This window comes from Mesorhizobium sp. LNHC221B00, assembly GCF_000502935.1.
Lineage (GTDB): Bacteria > Pseudomonadota > Alphaproteobacteria > Rhizobiales > Rhizobiaceae > Mesorhizobium > Mesorhizobium opportunistum.
Genome location: NZ_AYWR01000032.1, coordinates 72,388 through 93,525 on the forward strand (window position 1 = coordinate 72,388; position 21,138 = coordinate 93,525).

Below are 21,138 nucleotides of genomic sequence, written 5' to 3' on the forward strand. Positions count from 1 at the left end.
CCTACTCTTCCGCCTTCACCACATCGACTGGACTGATGTCGAGCAGGTCGAGTGTGCGGCGCAGCAGGCGCACCTCGGTCTCTGCCAGTTGCGAATCGGCCTTGGCGATCTCCGCCATATGCTGCGCCAATTGCTTGCGCCGTTCGACGTCGAGATCGCGGAACAGTGCAATCGCCTGCGAGCCGTTGGTCTCGTAGCCGAACTCGTTGAGATATTCGATAACGCTGTCGATGCTGCTTTCCTGGATGCCGAAGGCGTCTTTGCAGATGCGCCGGAAGGCCACCATCTCGCTCTCGCTGACTGTGCCGTCGGCCAGGATCATGCGGAACAGCATCAGAAGTTCGGCCGACAGGACGGGATCGTCCGCCACCTTGCGCACACCGGGATCGCCATCGAAGATCGAGCGTATCTGGTCCAACAATGCGAATGCCATCAGGCTTCTTTCCTATTGAGATGCGACGCGGTTGGAATAGTTAGCGCGGAATCGGCCTTGCGCAAACAGGGCGGTCGTGGTCGAACGCCGATATCCTCGCCGGCCGGACGCTCCGCACATCGATGATCGATCCCAGCATCCAGACAGTTGCCATGCTCGCCTTCGCCGCCTTTGCCGCGGGCATCGTCGATTCGATTGCCGGCGGCGGTGGACTGATCACCATTCCGGCGCTGCTGCTGGCCGGTTTCTCGCCGGTCGAGGCGCTTGGAACCAACAAACTGCAGGGCATGTTCGGCTCCGGATCGGCGACAATCCATTATGCCTCCAAGGGCCATGTCGATCTGCGCCGGCAATTGCCGTCGGCGCTGCTGGCGCTCGCCGGAGGCGCCGTAGGCGCGTTGCTGGCCACCATCGTCCCGAGTGATCTCCTGCGCGCCCTGCTGCCCCTGATTCTGATCGCCATCGCGCTCTATTTCGCGCTCAAGCCCAACATGAACGACGTCGACCGCGCTGAACGCCTGTCGCCATTCCTGTTTGGACTGACCCTTGTGCCGGCAATCGGCTTCTATGACGGCCTGTTCGGGCCTGGAGCGGGCTCTTTCTACATGCTCGCCTTCGTCGCCCTGGCCGGTTACGGCGTGCTCAAGGCGACGGCGCATACCAAACTGCTCAACTTCGCGTCCAACATCGGCGGCTTCATCGTCTTTGCCGCCGTCGGCGTCATCTCCTGGAAGATCGGCCTGATGATGGGCATTGCCCAGTTCCTCGGCGCCCGCGTCGGCGCGAGCCTGGCCATGCGCATCGGCGCCAGACTGATCAAGCCGCTGCTGGTGGTCGTCTGCGTCGCACTGGCGGTGAAGCTGCTGGCCGATCCGGCCAACCCGCTGCGCGTCATGATTGGTGTGTGACCACACGCCCTGATAGAATGACGCTGTTCGAATCATGTTGGAGGAGCCAGACATGAATCTCAGCGCGCCTACCCAGATTGTTTTCATCATTTCCCTTGTCATCGCCATCATCGGCATTCTTGCCGCGCTTGGCGTCCTTGCGTTCATTCCAATCGCATCGGTGTGGATCGTTCTCATCGCCTACATCGTGCTTGCCGCCGGCTGTCTGATGCGCGGCGCCTGACAAGTTTCCCTTGAAGTGGGGACCGAGAGCGCCCGGCCAAAAGCCGGGCGCTTTTGATTCCAATGAAGGCTCTGCTGGATTTGCCTTGGCGGAAGGATGACCGATGCCAATCGAGATGCAGCGCAGGAAGGAACAGGATCGCTCGGTCGCCGGCCGATTGGCCGAAGGCGGGAGAAAAAGTGTAACGCCGCTCTACCGAGCCAGCCCAAAAATCGCGTCACAGTCGAGATGGGTCTCCAACTCGGCCGCGACGTCGTCCAGCGCCCGCTCGACGTCGGCACGATAATCGATGCCGCCGCCTTTGACGCCCAGGCTTTCGAGGAATCTTCCGCGAAAGCCGTCGGCGCCGAACAGGCCATGCATATAGGTGCCCAGCACCTTGCCGTCGGTGGAAACAGCACCATCCTCGACGCCGTTGATGATTGCCGACGGTCGCATCGTGTCCGGGCCGGTGGTCCGGCCGAGATGGATCTCATAGCCTTCGAGCGGCACATCGAACGGGACGGATCGCGCGCTGACATTGCGCACGGTCTTCTCCGGCTCCATCACCGTTTCGATGTCGAGCAGGCCGAGCCCTTCGGCCTCGGTGACGCTGCCCTCGATGCCCTCGGGATCACGCACCATCCGACCAAGCATCTGAAAACCGCCGCAAATGCCGACGACGTGCCCGCCGCGCTTGCGATGCACCGCAATATCCCTGTCCCAGCCGTTTTCGCGGAATTTCAGGAGATCGCCGATCGTCGATTTGGAGCCGGGAATGACCACCAGCCCGGCATCGGCCGGCAACGGCTTTCCCGGCGGCACGAACACTACTTCGACCTGCGGTTCGGCTTTCAGCGGGTCGAGATCGTCGAAATTGGCGATCCGCCCAAGCATCGGCACCGCGACCTTCAGCGCACGTTTCCCGCCGGACACGAGCCGTTCCAGCACGACCGAATCCTCCGAAGGCAGCCGCGCCGCCGCCGTCAGCCACGGCACGACGCCAAAGCTGCGCCAGCCGGTGAATTTTTCGATCGCCTTCAGGCCGTCATCGAACAGCGAGACATCGCCGCGGAACTTGTTGATGAGGTAGCCGACGATCATGCGTCGGTCTTCTTCCGGCAGGATCAGATGCGTGCCGGCGACCGAGGCGATGACACCGCCGCGATCGATGTCGCCGACCAGCACCACCGGCACGTTCGCACGCGTCGCAAAGCCCATATTGGCGATGTCGCGGCTTCTGAGATTGATTTCGGCCGGTGAGCCGGCGCCCTCGACGATGACCAGATCCGCATCTTCGCCGACTTTGCCCCAGGAATCCAGAACGGCATCCATCAGCCGGCCCTTCAGCGCCTGATAGTCGCGCGCCCGCGCCTCGCCGAACACCTTGCCCTGGACAATGACCTGCGCGCCGACATCGGTCTGCGGCTTGAGCAGCACCGGGTTCATGTGAACTGATGGCGCGACGCCGCAGGCGATCGCCTGCAGCCACTGCGCGCGGCCGATCTCGCCGCCGCCATGGTTGCCGTCGCCGGGAATGTCGGCCACAGCAGCATTGTTCGACATGTTCTGCGGCTTGAACGGCCGCACCTTCAGCCCGCGCTTTTTCGCGGCACGGCACAGGCCGGCGACCAGCACCGTCTTGCCGACATCAGAACCCGTGCCCTGCAGCATAATGGCTTTGGCCATGGTTCAGCCCCTGCCTTGCGCTGTGGTTCCGGTGATCTCGGATTTCTGCGCCAGAGGCCCACCGCGCCAGATGTAGAGTGCCAGCAGCGGCTCCTGGCCGGTGCGCATGGCGTGGTTGACATTGGAAGCGTGGTGGACGACCTCGCCGGCTTCTCGCATGCGAAAGCCACCCTCGCCCATGCGCCACTCCGTGCCGCCAGTCAACGGAATGTAGATCTCCTCGGCGAAATGGTGATGGTCGGGATAGACGATGTCAGGCCCAAGGATCAGCAGGCCAGCCGCGGCCTCGTCATTGGCGAAGTGGCCACGTGTGCCGAATACCTCCAGCCAGCCGTAATTGTCGACGAATGCGCTGCCGAAATCCGACTCGCTGTAGGTCTGCCCCCAATGCAGATTGCCGCTTTGCCCGGCAAGCCATCGCACCAGAGGCTTCGCATTCGGCGGCGCCAGTTCGGCGGCACGATCGAGATGGCGAAGGCAAGCGAGCGGATGTGCCTCCAGTGGGCGAGCCGGCATATCCCAGCCGATGCGCGCCACGGCCTCGCGCACCAGCGCGTTGTCCACGCAACCAAGATAGGCGTGGAACCGCCCCAGCAGTTCGTCGAATTTTGTCGTCACATCTCACTCCGGACATGCATTGGCGCACAGCCGCTCCGCGGCGGGTCGGGTTGCGCGGCGGCATCATTGGTCTAGATTGGTGCGCGCGCAAAGCCAAAAACGACAGGCCAGCAGGTCGAAACCATCAGGGAGAACGCCATGGACGCCGCGGTCGATGCGAGCACCAGCCAGTTCGAACTCAATGAGGAACAGCGCGCCATCCAAGAGATGGCACGGGCCTTCGCCACCGACCGCGTCGCGCCGAATGCGCTCGACTGGGACCGAAAAAAACATTTCCCCGCCGATGTGATCCGCGAGACCGGCCCGCTCGGCCTCGGCGGCATCTATATCAGGGACGATGTTGGCGGTTCCGCACTCGGCCGGCTCGATGCCGTGCTGATCTTCGAGGCGCTGTCGCACGCCGATCCGGCTTTCTCGTCCTTCATCTCGATCCACAACATGGTGGCCTCGATGATCGACCGCTTCGGCAATGAAGAGCAGCGCCAGCGCTTTTTGCCCAAGCTCACCTCGATGGAATGGCTGGCAAGCTACTGCCTCACCGAACCGGGTTCCGGCTCCGATGCGGCGGCGCTGAAGACACGCGCGGTGAAGAGCGGCGGCGACTACATCCTCAACGGCACCAAGCAGTTCATCTCGGGCGCCGGCGACAGCGATGTCTATGCTGTCATGGTCCGCACTGGCGCCGATGGTCCGAAAGGCATTTCCACCATCATCGTCCCCAGGGATGCGCCGGGCCTCTCCTTCGGCGCCAACGAGCACAAGATGGGCTGGCACATGCAGTCGACCCGCCAGGTTATCTTCGAGGATTGCAAGGTGCCGGCGGAAAACCTCTTGTCGGGCGAAGGCGCCGGCTTTGGCATCGCCATGGCCGGTCTCGACGGCGGCCGGCTGAACATCGCCGCCTGTTCCCTAGGCGGTGCGCAGTCGGCACTCGACAAGGCGCTGTCCTACACCGCCGAGCGCAAGGCCTTCGGCTCCAAGATCAATCAGTTCCAGGCTTTGCAGTTCAGGCTGGCCGACATGGAGACCGAGTTGCAGGCAGCGCGCATCTTCCTTTATGCGGCTGCCTCCAAACTCGACCGCAAGGCGCCTGATGCCGGCAAATGGTCGGCAATGGCCAAGCGCTTCGTCACCGACACCGGCTTCAACGTCGCCAACGATGCGCTGCAATTGCTCGGCGGTTATGGCTATCTGCACGATTACGGCATCGAGAAGCTGGTGCGTGACCTGCGCGTCCACCAGATCCTCGAAGGCACCAACGAAATCATGCGCGTCATCATCGCGCGGGCGCTAATCGGACGGTAAGGCAGTAGGCAGTAGGCAGTAGGCAGTAGGCAGTAGGCAGTAGGCAGTAGGCAGTAGGCAACGAGATGGCCGTCAAGATCAATTCTTACAAGGATCTTATCGTATGGCAGCAGGCGATGGATCTGGCCGTCGCCACCTATTCTCTTACCAAGACATGGCCGAAAGAAGAACTGTACGGGTTGACCAGCCAAATCCGTCGCTCGGCAAACTCTATCCCTGCAAACATCGCGGAAGGCTATGGCCGAGACAATAGAGGCTCCTATCAGCAATTCCTCAGGATAGCCCAAGGCTCACTGAAGGAGTTCGAGACACACCTCCTGATCGCTGAACACATTGGCCTTGCAACGCACGATCAAGCTTATCAGACACTGTTGGCGACCGAGGGCATCGGAAAAATGCTTCGCCAGCTTATTCTCAAGCTTGCACCCGAATAGATCACCTACTGCCTACTGCCTACTGCCTACTGCCTACTGCCTACTGCCTACTGCCTACTGCCTACTGCCTACTGCCTACTGCCTACTGCCCACTTACCCAAATGACGGAGCGCCACTATGACCACCATCGCCTTCATCGGCCTCGGCAACATGGGCAATCCGATGGCTGCCAATCTGGTCAAGGCCGGGTATACCGTAAACGGTTTCGACCTCGTGCCCGAGAACTTGACTGTAGCGAAAGAGCACGGCGTCGTCGTCATGGCGAATGCCTTGGCCGCGGTGAAGGATGCCGATGTGGTCATCACCATGTTGCCGGCCGGCAAGCACGTGCTGTCGGTCTATGAGGACATCGCGCCTAAGGCAAAAAGGGGCGCGCTGTTCATCGATTCGTCGACAATCGACGTCGAATCGGCGCGCAAGGCGCATGCGACAGCCGCAAGGCATGGCTTGTTGTCGATCGATGCGCCTGTTTCGGGCGGCACCGGCGGTGCGACGGCCGGCACGCTGACCTTCATGGCCGGCGGCTCAGACGATGCCTTCGCCGCCGCCGAGCCGATCCTGAAGCCGATGGCCGGCCGCATCGTCCATTGCGGCGGCGACGGCGCCGGCCAGGCGGCGAAGATCTGCAACAACATGATCCTCGGCATTTCGATGATCGGCGTCGCCGAAGCCTTCGTGCTGGCGGAAAAGCTCGGCCTGTCGCATCAGGCGCTGTTCGACGTCGCCTCGACATCGTCCGGCCAGTGCTGGTCGCTGACCACCTATTGCCCCGTGCCCGGCCCGGTGCCCACTTCGCCGGCCAACAGTGACTACAAGCCAGGCTTTGCGGCCGCATTGATGCTGAAAGACCTGAAGTTGTCGCAGGAAGCCGCCCAGGCTTCCGGCGCCGTGACGCCGCTTGGCGCCGAGGCGGCCCAACTCTACGCCCTGTTCAACGCTCAAGGGAACGGCGGCGCCGATTTCTCCGGCATAATTAATTTTTTGCGCGGGAACCCCGCATAACCAACTGATATAATTAGATGTTCTGAATTCTACAGTCAGAAAAATTGCAAATTTAGATTTGCTTAAGCTCTCGATAACTCCGCGGTAACGATGTCCCTATAAAACGGATGGCGAGGCGGACATATCACATCCGCCCGGCGCTCCGGATCAGGTCTCGCGTACCGGAGCCCGTAAGTTCGACAAGTGCCCATAAAGTTTCGCAAATGTTTGCGTAGCGAAGCGCCTGCGTATCTGGCAAAGCCGCGTTCCCGATGGAGCGCGGTTTTTGCGTTTCTGCCGCTTCAGAGGTTCATATTCCGATTGCCGCGTTCGGGATTGGAACGTGATCTTCGTTGGTCAGTACGATCGGCGCATCCTCCCCGTCCACCCTGACGACGAGCAGGCGCGTGCTCCATGTGCCGGCGTTGCGAACCAGGTGCGAATACACCGTGCCCTTGCCCTTGGCGCCATGGACCGGAATGCTGAACTGGGCATCCCCCGCGCCATTCGCATTGACGTCGAGATTGCCTCCGACCCAGAAATTGTCGGTCACGTCCTCGCCGATGGCGGCTTTCACGCGCGTGTCGGCGCGAATGGCATCCATGGTCATGTGATAGGCGTCGCTGCTTTTCAGAACGAAAGGAATGCTGCCGACCATCGTCGCGCAGCCGCCGATCCCAACCACCCACACCGCCAGTCCCGCGATCGCCCAGTTCCGCTGCGTCTTGCGGAACTGTTCGGCGTCGCGCCAGGCACGATTCCGCCAGGCCCAGCGACTGCCGCGCGCGCCGAGTACGATGATCATGACGATGTTGACCAACGGGATCAGCGCCAGCAGCGCGATGAAGGTGCTGTTGCCGATGCCCCAGATCCAGTTGAGGAAAAAGGCGCCCCAGTTCCAGCGGTCGAGCTCGGCCGGAATTTCAGCCGGCTGGTTGAGCGGTTGTCCTGCCATCAACTCTCCCTTCGGCGAACGGCCTCGACGGCTTGTAGCCGATAGCGCCGACGACCGGAACCCATGGGCCATCGGCGAAAGACGAACAAGAGACCGGCTCAGGACGGATGGCAGGCGTCCCGAACTACGGGACGCCTGCAATATCTTATCGCTTGCGCAGATCCGCTTGCGCCAGATCCAGCGCCTTGCCGATACGCTCGCAAGCCATGTCAATCGTGTCGCGGGTCCAGATCAACGGCGGCGACAAGATCATCGTGTCGCCGGTGGCGCGCAGCATCATGCCGTTGGCGATCGCATGGTCGCGCACGGTCACCGCGGCACTTCCCGACGGCAGGAACCGTTCCTTGGTCGCCTTGTCCTTGACGATCTCGATCGCGCCCATCAGGCCGATGGAGCGCACCTCGCCGACCAGATCATGCCCGGCGATGCGTTCCTGCAGGGCCTTGGCGAAATAAGGCCCGGTGTCGTTCCTGACCCGCTCGACCAGGCCTTCCCTCTCGATGATCTCCAGGTTCTTCAGCGCCACGGCGCAGGCCACCGGGTGCCCGGAATAGGTGTAGCCGTGATTGAACTCGCCGCCCTTCTCGACCAGCGTCGAGGTGATGCGGTCGCCGACCAGCAGCGCCGACAACGGCTGATAGCCCGATGTCAGCGCCTTGGCCGTGGTGATGGTGTCCGGCTCGATGTCGAAAGTCTGGGCGGCGAACCACTCGCCGGTGCGGCCGTAGCCGGTGATGACCTCGTCCAGCATCAACAGCACATCGTATTTACGGCAGATGCGCTGCACTTCCGGCCAGTAGCTCATCGGCGGTATTTTCACGCCGCCTGCCCCCATAACCGGCTCGCCGATGAAAGCAGCGACCTTGTCGGCGCCGGCCTCGAGGATGGCATCCTCCACGGCCTTGGCCGCGCGCAGGCCAAAATCGTGATCGCTTTCGCCCGGCAGCGCCAGCTCGTAGGCATAGGGCATCATCACATGCACGATGTTCGGCACCGCGCCGCCGAGCTGCTTGTGCATGGCATCCATGCCGCCGAGCGAGGTGCCGGCTATGGTCGAGCCGTGATAGGCCATCTTGCGCGAGATGACGCGGTTCTTCTCCGGCTTGCCTTCCAGGACCCAGTAATGACGGGCAAGTCGCAGCGCCGTATCGTTCGCCTCCGAGCCGGAGGAACCATAGAAGACCTGGTTGACGTTCTTCGGCGCGATTTCAGCCAGTTTCTTGGACAACAGCACCGGCGTCGGCGTCGAGCATTTGAAGAAGGAATTGTAGTAGGGCAGCTCCTTCATCTGCGCATAGGCGGCTTCGGCCAGTTCGTCGCGGCCATAGCCGATGTTGACGCACCACAGGCCGGCCATGCCGTCCAGCAGTTCCGTTTCTTCGGAATCGTAGATGAACGGGCCGTTGGCATGGGTGATGATGCGCGCGCCCGCCTCACGCAATTCCTTGTGGTCGGTGAAGGGATGCAGATGGTGCGCGGCGTCGATCTGCTGAAGCTGCTTCAGCGAATAATTCTGATAGGTCATGTCTGATTTTTCCTCTGGATTCATTCCGGCTGGCGCCGGGGCGAAGTCGTCAGAGGATGGCAGGCGGCGAATAGCCGATGCGGGCGCACAGCCGCAAAAGCTCGGCGCGCAGCGTGCGCGATGACGGTGTCACCGCCACCCGGAATGCGCGAGCTGATAGCCTAGCGAGAGTCATGGCAGGCACCTTAGAGCAATTCCAGGAAAAGTGTGAAACGGTTTTCCGTCCGGAATTGCGTCAGAACAAGGATTCAGGGCAAAGGGCGGTGAGCCACCCTTTGCTTGGCCGATGACGGGATGTGGTGGCTAGGCCTTGCTGCTTAGCGCCCTCTGCAGGAACACATATTTCATCGCCGTCTGCATCGCTTGAGGCCGGCGGTCGCCGCGCCCGCCATGCCCGCCCTCGGTTTCCTCGAAGAACAGCGTCCTGGCGTGACCGGCCTCCTGCAGCCGGGCCGCCATCTTGCGCGCATGGCCGGGATGGACCCGGTCGTCCGCCGTCGATGTGGTCAGCAGCACAGGCGGATAGGCGACGTCGGCATCGACATGCTGGTAGGGCGAATAGGCGGAAAGCCATTTGGCGTCTTCGGGCTTCGACGGATCGCCATATTCGGCCATCCACGAGGCGCCGGGCGGCAATTGCGTGTAGCGCAGCATGTCGAGCAGCGGCACCTCGACGATGACGGCACCGAACAGCTCCGGGTGCTGCGTCAGGGAAACACCGGTCAGCAAGCCGCCATTCGAGCCGCCCTGGATGCCGAGCGAGGCAGCCGTGGCGATGCCGCGGCGGACGACGTCCTCGGCGACCGCAGCGAAATCGTCAAAACCATTCTGGCGTTTGCCCTTCAGCGCCGCCTGATGCCAAGCCGGGCCGAATTCGCCGCCGCCGCGGATGCAGGCCTGCACATAGGCGTTGCCCTTCTCCAGCCACAGCCTGCCGCGCACGCCGGCATAGCCGGGCAGCAACGGCACTTCGAAGCCACCATAGCCATAGAGCAACGTCGGCACGGGGCCCTTCTGGTCGCGCCGCCGGACGACAAAATAAGGGATCATCGTGCCGTCCTTCGAGCGCGCCTCGAACTGCTCCGAAATCAGCGGCGAGGCATCGAACCGCGCTGGCTGCGACTTCACGGTTTCAAGCGTCGCGCCATCGTTGTCAGACCAGATGATCGAGCTCGGTGTCAGGAAATCGGTGAAGGAGAACGAGACGCTGGAGCCGAAATGCTCAGCGTGACTGATGCCGACGGTGCCGTTTTCAGGCAGAGCGACCGGCGTCAGCGACCAGACGCCGTCCTTGCGTTCGCAGACGAGAACCTTGCCGCGCACATTGTCCATCAGGCTGATGAACAACCGGTCCTGGGTGCGGGCAAGGCCCGCGATCGACACGCGATGCGCCGGCGGGAGCAAGGTCTCGATGGCGCCAAGGCTGCCGGTTTCGATCCAGTGCGCGAAATCGAGCGAATAGAGCCCGTCCGGCTGGCAGGCCGTGCCATCCGGCGCCGTCCAAGGGGTGCGCACCCCGAACACCATCTGGTCCTTGAAAAGCGCGGTGTCGGTGACGTCGTCCGGCAGCGGGATGTGCCTGTTTTCGCCTGACGGCAAATGCACGAAACTATGCGATGCGAAGAAGTTGAGTGTCCGCGCCAGAAACAGATGGCGCTTCTCGCCGTCGAACTCGACACCGGCGCCGACGGCGAGATCCTCGGTCTTTGCCTCGAAGATCGGCGCCGCGTCTTCGAGCTTGGTGCCCCGCTTCCAGAGCTTGACCACGCGCGGATAGCCGGACTCTGTCTTGTCTCCTTCCTCGAAGGCCGCCGAGACGATGACCGTGTCCTTGTCCAGCCAGCCAAATCCCGATTTCGAGGCCGGCGCACGAAACCCGCCCTCGATGAACGATTTGGTCTCGATGTCGAACTCGCGCATCTCGCTGGCATCGCCACCATCCGGCGACATCGAGAGCAGGCAGCGGCTGAACTCCGGATAGAGCCGGCTGGCGCCGCTGAATACCCATTTGATTCCCTCCTTCGCCGCGAGCTGGTCGAAGTCGATGATCGTTTCCCACTCGGGCTTCTCGGTCTTGTAGGAAGCGACGGTCGTGCGGCGCCACAGGCCAAGCGCATTGGTCCTGTCCTGCCAGAAATTATAGACGTAACCGGCGATTGCCGCACCCACGGCCATGTTGTCCTCGGCCGTCATTAGGTCGAGCGCGGTCTGGAACGATGCCTGGTAGGACGGATCGCCCTGCAATTGCCCAACCGTGACTTCGTTCTGACTGTGGACCCAATCCAGCGACTGTTTGCTGGTCCTGTCCTCCAGCCAGAGGAAGGGATCGTCAGTGCTGGAGTCTGGTTTGGCGATAGGCTTGGTCATGGAATCTCCGATAGGCATGTCTTGGCATGCAACATCGACATGCCTTGTCCGATATTCAATAGCTGCGGCATCGAGGCCAAGGATTCAGGCTTTCTCGCGACCAGCGACGCTCGCAACCGCCAGCGCCAGGCACAGCAGGCCAAGCGTAAGCGGCAGGCCGCCCGCGCCCAGCACATCCATGGCGCTTCCCGCCACCGGCGGCACGGCGATGCCGCCGACACCCCACATCAGCGAAAAGGCGGCATTGCCGGCGACCAGTGTCGAACCGGTGAAGCGTTCGCCGAGTTCGATGATCGACATCGTGTAGATGCCGTAGGAGACGGCGCCCCAGATGAAGATCATCGGCCAGATCAGCGGTGTCTCGATGAGAAACGGCAACAGCGCGCATCCTAGCGCCGTAACGCTTATGCAGACCAGCCGCACGAACCGCGCCGTCAGCCTTTCCGCCAGCAGGCCGAGCGGCACCTGCATGGCGATGTTGCCGGCAATCATCACCGTGAGCAGCGCCGACATCCGGGCTTCGGCGATGCCGTAATGCGTGCCGTAAACCGGCAGCAAGGCCAGCGCTCCCTGTTCGAAACCGGCAGCCACGATGACGGCAAACAAAAGCAGCCACGCCAGCGGCACGAAGCCAAGAATGGAAACCTGGTGACCGGCCTCGTCGACTTTCGGCAGGCGCGGCAGCACGGACGCCAGGCAGATGCCGCACAGCACGAAAGCACCAATGCCGACCAGGAATGGCGGCCATCCCAGCGTGCCGACGGCAAGCAGGCAGAGTGGACCCGCCGCGAAGCCCGCCGAAATGATCGTCGAATAGATGCCCATGATGCGGCCGCGCCGGGCCGGCGGCGCCAGCGCGATCACCCAGATTTCGCTTAAGACATAGAGCGGATTGGTCACGACGCCGATCAGGAAACGCAGCGGGAACCACAGATAGACATTCTGCGTCCAGCCGATCAGCGCCAGCAAGACAGCCGAAAGTGCTGCACAGGTGAGCGCCGTGCGCCCTGCTCCGAACCGGCGTGCCAGCGCCGGAATGGGCGGCGACGAGACGATGAAGCCGATCGGCGTCATGGCAGCCGACAGTCCGATCATCGCCGGCGAGACGCCCTGCCGCTGCAGGATGAAGCTCAGCAAAGGGTAGGATAACCCCTGCGCGATGGCGAACACCGAGACGGTCGCGATCACGCCGGTGATCGCCGCCCATTGCATCCCTGCCTCGCCGTTGCCGGGGCTGGCCGCGATCATGTCTGCCGGCTCCGGCGGACCGACGAGCGATAGAGTGCAAAGATCACCAGCAAGGCGTCGAGGCCGATGATCACGATCGGCAGGCCAAGCGGGCCGATGCCCTGCATGAGCAGGCCCGCGCCCGGCGGGCCGACAACACCGCCAACGCCCCACAGCAAGGCGAAGGCCGCATTGCCGGTGACCAGCAGCGTGCCCCTGAACCGGCTGCCGAGTTCGACCAGCGCCATCGTGTAGACGCCGTAGCCGACCGCGCCCATGACAAGCAGCACGCCCCAGACCAGCGGCGTCATGATCAGCAGCGGCAGCAGAACCGCGCAGACGGTGGTTGCGATGGCGCAGGCCAGGATCATGGGGCGGCCGCCGAACCGCTCCGCCAGCAGGCCGAGCGGGATCTGCAGCAGGATGTTGCCGAGGGAAAGCGCCATCACCAGCGCGGCGAGCACCGCTTCCGGCAGGCCGTAGGCGGCGCCGAAGACCGGGACAAGCGCATAGGTGCTTTGCCGGACGGCGGCCGAGACCAGCACGGCCAGCAGCAGAGCCGGCGCCAGGCGGGCGAAGCTGAAAAAACTGCCGGCGGGCTGGCCGTCATCTTCGAAACCGGTGAGCCTCGACGAGACAAGACGCAGAATGACCGCGCAAAGCACGAAGCCGCCGATGCCGACGCTGAAGGGAGCCCAGCCCGACGTACCGACCAGGGTCAAGGTGAAAGGCCCGGCCGCATAGCCGGCGCCCATCAGCGTGTTGAACACGCCCATGACCCGGCCTCGCCGCGATGGCGCCGCCAGCGACAGCGCCCAGACCTCGCCAAGGATGTAGAGCGGATTGATGACCACGCCGATGATGAACCGGATGACATACCAGGCTACCCAGTTCTGCAGATAGCCGACGCCCAGGAAGCACAACGCGCCGATCAGCGAACAGCCGACCGCGAGGTCGCGCGCGCCGACCAGCCGCACCGCCGCCGGCACGAAGGAAGCCGACAGGATCAAACCGAGCGGCATCATCGCCGCCGACAGGCCGATCAACCCCGGCGACATGCCCTGCTTCTGCATCAGGAGCGTGAACAGCGGCGAGCTCAGCCCCTGCGCGGCGCCGAACATGGCAAGCGCTGCGGTGATGCCGGCGAGCGCTGCCCACTGCGTTCCCGCTTCGACCTCGCTCGTGCTGGTTGCGACCATGTAATTATCCATGTGGGATGCCGGCTGGCGTCCCGGCCGGCAAGCGTCACCAGCTACTGGTTCGGCCGGGGGAAAGAAAGGGCCGGCAAGGGAATTCCGCTTGCGCCAATGGTCGGATGATCGAGGCGATGTCGCGGCCACGCCGCTGCCGTCCGGTCATGTCGCTTCCCTCGCCCTAGTGGTCGCCGCCTCCGCAATGGTCGGCGGGCCGCCGGTCCATTATGCCGCCCGCTATCGCATCCTACGAGGACCATCATGACCGCCGCCCTACAATCTGCAGAACCGGCTTTGGCGCCCGACCGTGCCCGCCGTGGCGGCCGCGCCGGGAAGCGCGCCGGAGGCTCGGCCGCGTTCGAGCAGCCGCCTTTCCGCCAGCTGAAAAACCCGCTGGCGCCGACCAGGCTGGTTTCGGACGACGAGCTGGAATCTATCCACCTCGCCTCCTTGCGCGTGCTCAGGGAAATCGGCGTCGACGTGCTGCATGACGAGGCCCGCCGCATCATGAAGGCGCATGGCGCCGACGTGCGCGAAGGCAGCGAGCGGGTGCGCTTCGACAGCGACATGATCCTCGAATTGGTGTCGCACTGCCCGTCTGAATTCACCATGCATGCCCGCAATCCCGCGCACAATCTCCGCTTCGGCGGCAACAATGTAATCCTGTCGATGATGGCCTCGGCGCCGAACTGCTCCGACATCGATCGCGGCCGTCGCCCTGGCAATCAGGCTGACTACCGCAATTTCCTGCGCCTGGCGCAGATGCACAACATTCTGAACTGCACCGGCGGCTATCCGGTCGAGCCGACCGACATTCACCCGTCGGTCCGCCACCTCGAATGCATACGCGACCTCGCCACGCTGACCGACAAGGTGTTTCACATCTATTCGCTCGGCAAGGAGCGCAACGTCGACGGCATCGAGATCGCCCGCATCGCCCGCGGCATCAGCCATGAGCAGATGCTGGAGGAGCCATCGGTCTTTACCATCATCAACACCAACTCGCCGCTCAAGCTCGACGTGCCGATGATGGAAGGCATCATCCAGATGTCGAGCAAGGGCCAGGTCGTCGTCGTCACGCCCTTCACCCTGTCGGGCGCAATGGCACCCGTCACCATCGCCGGCGCGCTGGTGCAGCAGAATGCCGAGGCGCTGTCCGGCATCGCCTTTGCCCAGATGGTGCGCAAAGGCGCGCCTGTCGGCTATGGCGGCTTCACCTCCAATGTCGACATGAAGTCCGGCTCGCCGGCCTTCGGAACGCCCGAATACATGAAGGCGCAGTTGGTCGGCGGCCAGCTTGCCCGCCGCTACAACATCCCCTACCGCACCTCCAATACATGCGCGGCCAACACGGTCGACGCGCAGGCGGCCTATGAAAGCGTGTTCTCGCTGTGGGGCGCCATCCAGGGCGGCGGCAATCTGATGATGCACGGCGCCGGCTGGCTCGAAGGCGGCCTGCGCTGCTCCTACGAGAAGACCATTCTCGACATCGACCTGTTGCAGATGGTGGCGGAGTTTTTGACCCCGCTTGACCTGTCCGATGAAGCGCTCGGCTTCGACGCCATCCAGTCTGTCGGACCCGGCGGCCATTTCTTCGGCACCCAGCACACGCAGGACCGCTACAAGACTGCCTTCTATTCGCCAATTCTCTCCGACTGGCGCAACTTCGAGACCTGGGCGGAAGCCGGATCGCCAACGGCATTGGAAAAGGCCAACAAGGTCTGGAAGGAACGGCTGGCATCCTACGAAGATCCCTACATGGACCCGGCGATCCGTGAAGAACTCAACGCCTTCGTCGAAAAGCGCCGCTCCGAGGGCGGCGCGCCGACCGATTTCTGATCAATGTTGTTGATGAACGGTCGACCCCCACTCCGTCGAGCTGCGCTCGCCACCTCTCCCCTGATCGACGGGGGAGAGGAAAGGCGCGAGCGTGCGCAGGCTGGCTCCCGTCCTTTCCCTCCGGAGGGGGGAGAGGTGGCGCCGCGAAGCGGCGACGGAGTGGGGGGAGCCGCCCGTGAAACCCGCAGCCGCCGCAAGATGGACACAACTCAGCGAGCGAGAAACCTTAGGCAAGGCGATAAACAAGCCGAAGCATTGCTTTGGCTTGAATTAAAAGCCCGCAAGCTTGCGGGCTATCGTTTCACCCGCCAATTCTCCATCGGCCCTTTCTTCGCAGACTTCGCTTGCCGCGAAAAATGGCTCGTCGTCGAGATCGACGGCTCACAACACGCCGGCAGTTCCTCTGACCGCCGCCGCGACGATTTCATGCGCGCCGAAGGCTATTCGATCTTGCGTGTCTGGAGCCACGACGTCCTGAAACATCGTACTCCCGTCTGTGAAACCATTCTTGCCGCGCTTGATGGCAGGCTGGCGGAAAACGTCGCCGTATCCGACCTACGCTTTGTCTTCGCGCCGCACTCACTCGATTCAATCTCTCTAAAAACGGACCTATCTTCATGAAATCCCATGTAAAAGCGGTTGTCATCGGCGGCGGCGTCGTCGGCTGCTCGGTTCTTTACCATCTGGCCAAGGCCGGCTGGACCGACATCATGCTGATCGAGCGCTCGGAGCTCACTTCCGGCTCGTCCTGGCACGCGGCGGGCGGCTTCCACACGCTGAATGGCGATCCCAACGTCGCCAAGCTGCAGGCCTATACCGTGCAGCTCTACAAGGAGATCGAGGAAATATCCGGCCAATCCTGCTCGCTGCACCTGACCGGTGGCGTGATGATGGCCGATACGCCCGAGCGCATGGATTTCCTGCGCCTGGCCCACGCCAAGGGCCGTTATCTCGGCATGGACACCGAGCTGATCACCCCGTCCGAAGCCAAGGCGATGTTCCCGTTGATGGACGAGACCAACTTCGTCGGCGCCATGTGGGACCCCGTCGAAGGCCATCTCGATCCCTCGGGCACGACGATCGCCTATTCCAAGGCGGCCAAGAAGCTCGGCGCCGAGATCGTGCTGCGCAACCGCGTCGTCGACCTGACGCAGCAGCCCGACGGCACCTGGAACGTCGTCACCGAACAGGGCACGGTCCACGCCGAGCATGTCGTCAACTGCGGCGGCCTGTGGGCGCGCGAGATCGGCCGCATGGTCGGCGTCGAACTGCCGGTGCTGGCCATGGAGCACATGTACCTNGGCCTGTGGGCGCGCGAGATCGGCCGCATGGTCGGCGTCGAACTGCCGGTGCTGGCCATGGAGCACATGTACCTGCTCACCGAGCCGATGCCCGAGGTCGAGGAATTCAACAAGTCGACCGGCCGCGAGATGATCGGCGTGCTCGACTTCAAGGGCGAGATCTACACGCGCCAGGAACGCAACGGCATCCTGCTCGGCACCTATGAAAAGGCCTGCAAGCCGTGGTCGCCGGTCAACACGCCGTGGGATTTCGGCCATGAACTGCTGCCGCCCGATCTCGACCGCATCGCACCGTCGCTGGAGATCGGCTTCAAGCATTTCCCCGGCATCGAAAAGGCTGGCATCAAGCAGATCATCAACGGCCCCTTCACCTTCGCGCTCGACGGCAACCCACTGGTCGGTCCGGTGCAGGGCCTGACCAATTTCTGGTGCGCCTGCGCCGTCATGGCCGGCTTCAGCCAGGGTGGCGGCGTCGGTCTCGCTCTGTCGAACTGGATGGTCCATGGCGATCCCGGCTTCGACGTCTGGGGCATGGATGTCGCCCGCTTCGGCGAGTGGGCCGGCCTGCGCTACACCAACGCCAAGGTGCGCGAAAACTATTCTCGCCGCTTCTCCATCCGCTTCCCCAACGAGGAACTGCCGGCGGCACGTCCGGCGCAGACGACGCCGCTCTACGACACGATGCTCGCCAACAACGCCGTCATGGGTGACTCCTGGGGCCTCGAGACGCCGCTCTGGTTCGCACCGAAAGGCAAAGAGCCCAAGGATATCGTTTCCTTCCACCGCTCCAACGATTTCGGTCCGATCGGCGAGGAAGTGCGCGCCACGCGTGAGCGCGTCGGCGTCACCGAGATCGCCAATTTCGCCAAATACGAAGTGTCGGGCCTGGGCGCGGAAGAATTCCTCAACCGGCTGATGACCAACCGCATGCCGAAAACCGGTCGCATCGTGCTTACCCCGATGATCAACGAATTCGGCAAGCTGATCGGCGACTTCACCATCGCCAAGGCCGGTGAAGACCGCTTCATGATCTGGGGCTCGTCGGCAGCGCAGAAGTACCATATGCGCTGGTTCGAAAAGCACCTGCCGAAGGACGGGTCCGTACGCATCCACCGCTTCGACCAGACGCTGGTGGGTCTATCGATCGCCGGCCCAAAATCGCGTGACCTCTTGCAGAAGCTTGTCGATGTCGACATCTCGACAAAAGCCTTCCGCTTCATGGATTTTCGCGAGATGGCGGTCGGCGGCGCGCCCTGCATGGTCAACCGCATCACCTACACCGGCGATCTCGGCTACGAAATCTGGATGGCGCCGGCCTATGAGAGGCTGGTCTACAAGGCGATCAAGGACGCCGGCGAGGAATTCGGCCTGGTCGATTTCGGCATGCGCGCCCTGCTTTCCATGCGCCTCGAAAAGAACTTCCCGACCTGGTTCCGCGAGCTGCGGCCGATCTACGGACCGTTCGAAGGCTCGATGGACCGCTTCATCAAGCTCGAGAAGAACGACTTCATCGGCCGCGAGGCAGCCGCCAAGGAACAGGCTGAAGGACCGAAGCTGCGCCGTGTCTCCTTCATCGTCGACGCCGCCGATGCCGACGTGATGGGCGACGAGCCGATCTGGGCCAAGGTCAGCAAGGATTTTGGCACGGTGGAAAAGCCGCACGGCTACGGCGCGCCGCGCTTTGACAATGCCGGCGAGGAAGTGCGCGGCTCCAAGGCCGCGGAAGGCGCTTCCGCCGTGCGCGGCATTATCGACGGCGACTGGCGCGTGGTCGGCTGGGTGACTTCGGGCGGCTATGCCCACTACGTCCAGAAATCGATGGCGCAAGGTTATGTGCCGGCGGCGCTTGCCGACGACGAAAGCGCCGGGCTGTTCGAGATCGAGATTCTCGGACACCGCCGGCCGGCGCGCATCAATGTCGAGGCGCCGTTCGACCCGAGCGGCGAGAAGATGCGGAGCTGAGGTTCGACCATGGACAGCGCGGGGCCCAAAGGCGGCTTCGGCCGCCACCGCAAGATCATGCCCTTCGAGACGGGCTCGATCGATGCCCTGCGCGACGCCTCCCGCCAGAAGGCGGCGTCACTCAACCAGCATGTGCTGGGCTATGGCACGCAAGCGGAAGCTGAATGGGCGGCGGCAGGCATTCCTGCCCCCGACCTGCCGGCGATGCGCAAATATCGGCTGGAGCGCATCCGCGCCGAGTTGAAGCGCAGTGGCTATGCCGGCGCCCTGCTCTACGATCCGGTCAATATTCGTTATGCGACCGACAGCACCAACATGCAGCTGTGGGTGGCGCACAACCCGACGCGGCATTGTTTCGTTGCCACCGAAGGTCCGGTGGTGCTGTTCGACTATTTTTCCTGCGAGCATCTGTCCGACCATTCCGGCGTCGTCGACGAGGTGCGGCCGGCGGTGTCGTGGATTTATCTCTATGGCGGCGAACTCACGGAGCAAAAGGTTCGCCGCTGGGCCGCCGGCATCGCCGACCTGGTCAGGGAACATGGCGGCGGCAACAACCGCATCGCCGTCGATCACATCAATCCGGAGGGTGTCGAGGCACTCGCTCGCCTCGGTATTTCGATCGGCAATGGCGAAGCGGTGATGGAAAACGCGCGGCTGATCAAATCGCCTGACGAAATCCTCGCCATGCGCCGCGCCATCGTCGCCTGCGAGGCGGCGATGGGCGAGATGGAACAGGCGCTGATATCAGGTATCTCCGAGAACGAACTGTGGGCGGAACTGCATCGCGGCAACATTGCGCGCGGTGGCGAATGGATCGAGACGCGGCTACTGGCCTCGGGCCCGCGCACCAATCCATGGTTCCAGGAATGCTCCTCGCGCAAGATCGAGGCGGGCGACCTCGTCGCCTTCGATACCGACCTGATCGGGCCCTACGGCTTCTGCGCGGACCTGTCGCGCACCTGGCTGTGCGGCGATGCAGAACCTTCGAACGAACAGCGCGACCTGTTCCGCATCGCCGCCGATCAGATCCAGCACAACACCGAATTGATGCAGCCGGGCATCTCGTTCCGAAACCTTGTCGACCGTTCAGCGGTACCGCCGGGAGACTGCTTCCCGACACGCTATGGTGTGCTCTATCACGGCGTTGGCCTTGCCGACGAATACCCGACCTTACCGCATGCCAGCGACTGGACTCCGGACACGCCGGATGGCGTTCTGGAACCAGGCATGGTGCTCTGTGTCGAAAGCTATATCGGCAGGCTCGGCGGTCGCGAGGGCGTCAAGATCGAGGAGCAGATCCTGATCACAGAGACCGGGAACGAGCAGCTCTCAACCTACCCGTTGGATGCGAGGCTGCTCGGCTAACCCTACAAGGGCCTCACGCATTGCTTTGATCGTTTTTTCCGGTGTTGTCCTGGCGGTGATAAAGGGCAGGCCCTTGCGCCGTGCCGTCCAGCCGACGATCACGACCTTGCGCGCCGCCGGCTCGAAACGCTGCGCCAGCGCCCAGCTTTCGCAGTCGATCGCAGCTATATCCGCCCTGCCCTCGGCCACAGTGACGATCGAGCCGCGATGGCCGCCGCTTTCACTCCGCGAGGAAAAGATATCGAGGCTTTCGCCGGCTGTTTCCAGATCACGCGTCAGCGCGATGATGCCCGACATGGAATCGAGACTGTTGAAGGTGAAGCGCTTGCCGCGGATCAGATCGAGCGGCAGCATGGCCCTGCCATCAGCCGGCGATCGCACTTCCGGCCCTTCGCCTGTCCGCATCACCAGCGCGCTTGAATAGAGCTCGCCCTGTCCGCCCTCATAGGCGTCGTAGCTCGGCTGGCCGACCACTTGCACATGGCGGGACAGGCCAAGCTCCATCGGGCCCCAGCAGGTTTGCGCGAACAGCAGCGCCGGGTGCAGCCAAAGCTTGTGAAAGTCCAGTTTGTCCGGTGGCAGTGTCGCCGGGTCCGGCGCGATCAGTTTTCCCTCGGCGTCGCGGATGCCGCCTGGTACCGCCGGCAACTCGCCATTGCGACGAACGATCGTCGACGGCGCGTCGATGCCCCTCTGCCGGAAGACATCGCGCAATCCTGCCCACTGCGCGTCGACTTCGCCACGCACTTCCGGCCAGTCATACATCGGCAAGGCCGCAACCAATTCACTCATGCCGACACTCAATCATGGTGTATCGAGAAAGGATCGCAAAAA

Annotated in this window: 19 protein-coding genes; 9 read left to right on the forward strand and 10 right to left on the reverse strand. The window is 63.1% G+C overall.

The genetic code is table 11. The features are described 5' to 3' along the window. Window position 1 precedes the first annotated feature (1 nt). The gene (locus X741_RS139530) at window positions 2-433 is read right to left on the reverse strand and encodes a TerB family tellurite resistance protein (RefSeq protein WP_023763424.1); all 432 of its coding nucleotides are present in this window, start codon (window positions 431-433) and stop codon (window positions 2-4) included. A 122-nt stretch (window positions 434-555) separates the two neighbouring features. Between X741_RS139530 and X741_RS139525 the strand changes: the two genes are divergently transcribed. After that, window positions 556-1,341 (forward strand): TSUP family transporter, encoded by a 786-nt coding sequence (locus X741_RS139525; RefSeq protein ID WP_023780393.1) that lies wholly within the window; start codon window positions 556-558, stop codon window positions 1,339-1,341. Window positions 1,342-1,393: 52 nt separating this feature from the next. After that, entirely contained in the window at window positions 1,394-1,564 is a 171-nt protein-coding gene (locus X741_RS1000000169180) for a hypothetical protein (protein ID WP_023763422.1), read from the forward strand. 192 nt (window positions 1,565-1,756) lie between these two features. On the opposite strand, the gene X741_RS139520 is transcribed toward X741_RS1000000169180, so the two are convergent. After that, on the reverse strand, window positions 1,757-3,232 hold the full coding sequence (locus X741_RS139520; protein WP_023780394.1) for a cobyric acid synthase: 1,476 nt from the start codon (window positions 3,230-3,232) through the stop codon (window positions 1,757-1,759). A gap of 3 nt (window positions 3,233-3,235) precedes the next feature. After that, window positions 3,236-3,850, reverse strand: coding sequence for a dimethylsulfonioproprionate lyase family protein (locus X741_RS139515; RefSeq protein ID WP_023780395.1), 615 nt, complete (start codon window positions 3,848-3,850; stop codon window positions 3,236-3,238). A 138-nt stretch (window positions 3,851-3,988) separates the two neighbouring features. On the opposite strand from X741_RS139515, the gene X741_RS139510 reads away from it, so the two are divergent. The 3 genes from X741_RS139510 to mmsB all read left to right on the forward strand — a co-directional run bounded on the left by X741_RS139510 (window position 3,989) and on the right by mmsB (window position 6,591). After that, window positions 3,989-5,155, forward strand: a complete 1,167-nt coding sequence (locus X741_RS139510) for an isobutyryl-CoA dehydrogenase (protein ID WP_023780396.1) — start codon at window positions 3,989-3,991, stop codon at window positions 5,153-5,155. Between the two features lie 65 nt (window positions 5,156-5,220). Further along, window positions 5,221-5,589 carry a four helix bundle protein gene (locus X741_RS139505; protein WP_023780397.1) on the forward strand — a complete coding sequence of 123 codons (369 nt, stop codon included), beginning with the start codon at window positions 5,221-5,223 and terminating at the stop codon, window positions 5,587-5,589. 117 nt (window positions 5,590-5,706) lie between these two features. After that, window positions 5,707-6,591, forward strand: a complete 885-nt coding sequence (mmsB, locus tag X741_RS139500) for a 3-hydroxyisobutyrate dehydrogenase (protein WP_023780398.1) — start codon at window positions 5,707-5,709, stop codon at window positions 6,589-6,591. Window positions 6,592-6,880: 289 nt separating this feature from the next. Here the strand turns inward: mmsB and X741_RS139495 are convergent, their stop codons facing one another. The 6 genes from X741_RS139495 to X741_RS139475 form a co-directional block, all read right to left on the reverse strand. Continuing rightward, complete coding sequence (locus X741_RS139495) at window positions 6,881-7,525, reverse strand: cytochrome c oxidase assembly factor Coa1 family protein (RefSeq protein WP_023780399.1); 645 nt, start codon at window positions 7,523-7,525, stop codon at window positions 6,881-6,883. 145 nt (window positions 7,526-7,670) lie between these two features. Continuing rightward, window positions 7,671-9,050, reverse strand: a complete 1,380-nt coding sequence (locus X741_RS139490; RefSeq protein ID WP_023780400.1) for an aspartate aminotransferase family protein — start codon at window positions 9,048-9,050, stop codon at window positions 7,671-7,673. A gap of 49 nt (window positions 9,051-9,099) precedes the next feature. After that, a complete protein-coding gene (locus X741_RS1000000169185; RefSeq protein ID WP_023780401.1) occupies window positions 9,100-9,225 on the reverse strand; it encodes a hypothetical protein in 126 nt (41 codons plus the stop codon). A gap of 128 nt (window positions 9,226-9,353) precedes the next feature. Then, entirely contained in the window at window positions 9,354-11,417 is a 2,064-nt protein-coding gene (locus tag X741_RS139485) for a prolyl oligopeptidase family protein (RefSeq protein ID WP_023780402.1), read from the reverse strand. Between the two features lie 84 nt (window positions 11,418-11,501). Next, window positions 11,502-12,665 carry an MFS transporter gene (locus X741_RS139480; protein WP_023780403.1) on the reverse strand — a complete coding sequence of 388 codons (1,164 nt, stop codon included), beginning with the start codon at window positions 12,663-12,665 and terminating at the stop codon, window positions 11,502-11,504. After that, window positions 12,662-13,843 carry an MFS transporter gene (locus X741_RS139475; protein WP_023780404.1) on the reverse strand — a complete coding sequence of 394 codons (1,182 nt, stop codon included), beginning with the start codon at window positions 13,841-13,843 and terminating at the stop codon, window positions 12,662-12,664. The genes X741_RS139480 and X741_RS139475 overlap by 4 nt, the downstream gene beginning before the upstream one ends. Before the next feature lie 255 nt (window positions 13,844-14,098). On the opposite strand from X741_RS139475, the gene X741_RS139470 reads away from it, so the two are divergent. The 4 genes from X741_RS139470 to X741_RS139460 all read left to right on the forward strand — a co-directional run bounded on the left by X741_RS139470 (window position 14,099) and on the right by X741_RS139460 (window position 20,304). Then, entirely contained in the window at window positions 14,099-15,676 is a 1,578-nt protein-coding gene (locus X741_RS139470) for a trimethylamine methyltransferase family protein (protein ID WP_023763412.1), read from the forward strand. A gap of 135 nt (window positions 15,677-15,811) precedes the next feature. Further along, window positions 15,812-16,297, forward strand: coding sequence for a DUF559 domain-containing protein (locus X741_RS03095; protein ID WP_023780405.1), 486 nt, complete (start codon window positions 15,812-15,814; stop codon window positions 16,295-16,297). Beyond that, a complete protein-coding gene (locus X741_RS139465; RefSeq protein WP_023780406.1) occupies window positions 16,294-18,939 on the forward strand; it encodes an FAD-dependent oxidoreductase in 2,646 nt (881 codons plus the stop codon). The genes X741_RS03095 and X741_RS139465 overlap by 4 nt, the downstream gene beginning before the upstream one ends. A 9-nt stretch (window positions 18,940-18,948) precedes the next feature. Continuing rightward, window positions 18,949-20,304 (forward strand): Xaa-Pro peptidase family protein, encoded by a 1,356-nt coding sequence (locus X741_RS139460; RefSeq protein WP_023780407.1) that lies wholly within the window; start codon window positions 18,949-18,951, stop codon window positions 20,302-20,304. On the opposite strand, the gene X741_RS139455 is transcribed toward X741_RS139460, so the two are convergent. Next, window positions 20,269-21,096: a PhnD/SsuA/transferrin family substrate-binding protein gene (locus X741_RS139455; RefSeq protein ID WP_023780408.1), complete on the reverse strand. Its 828-nt coding sequence runs from the start codon at window positions 21,094-21,096 to the stop codon at window positions 20,269-20,271. The two genes, X741_RS139460 and X741_RS139455, sit on opposite strands and share 36 nt — an antisense overlap. Window positions 21,097-21,138 lie beyond the last annotated feature (42 nt).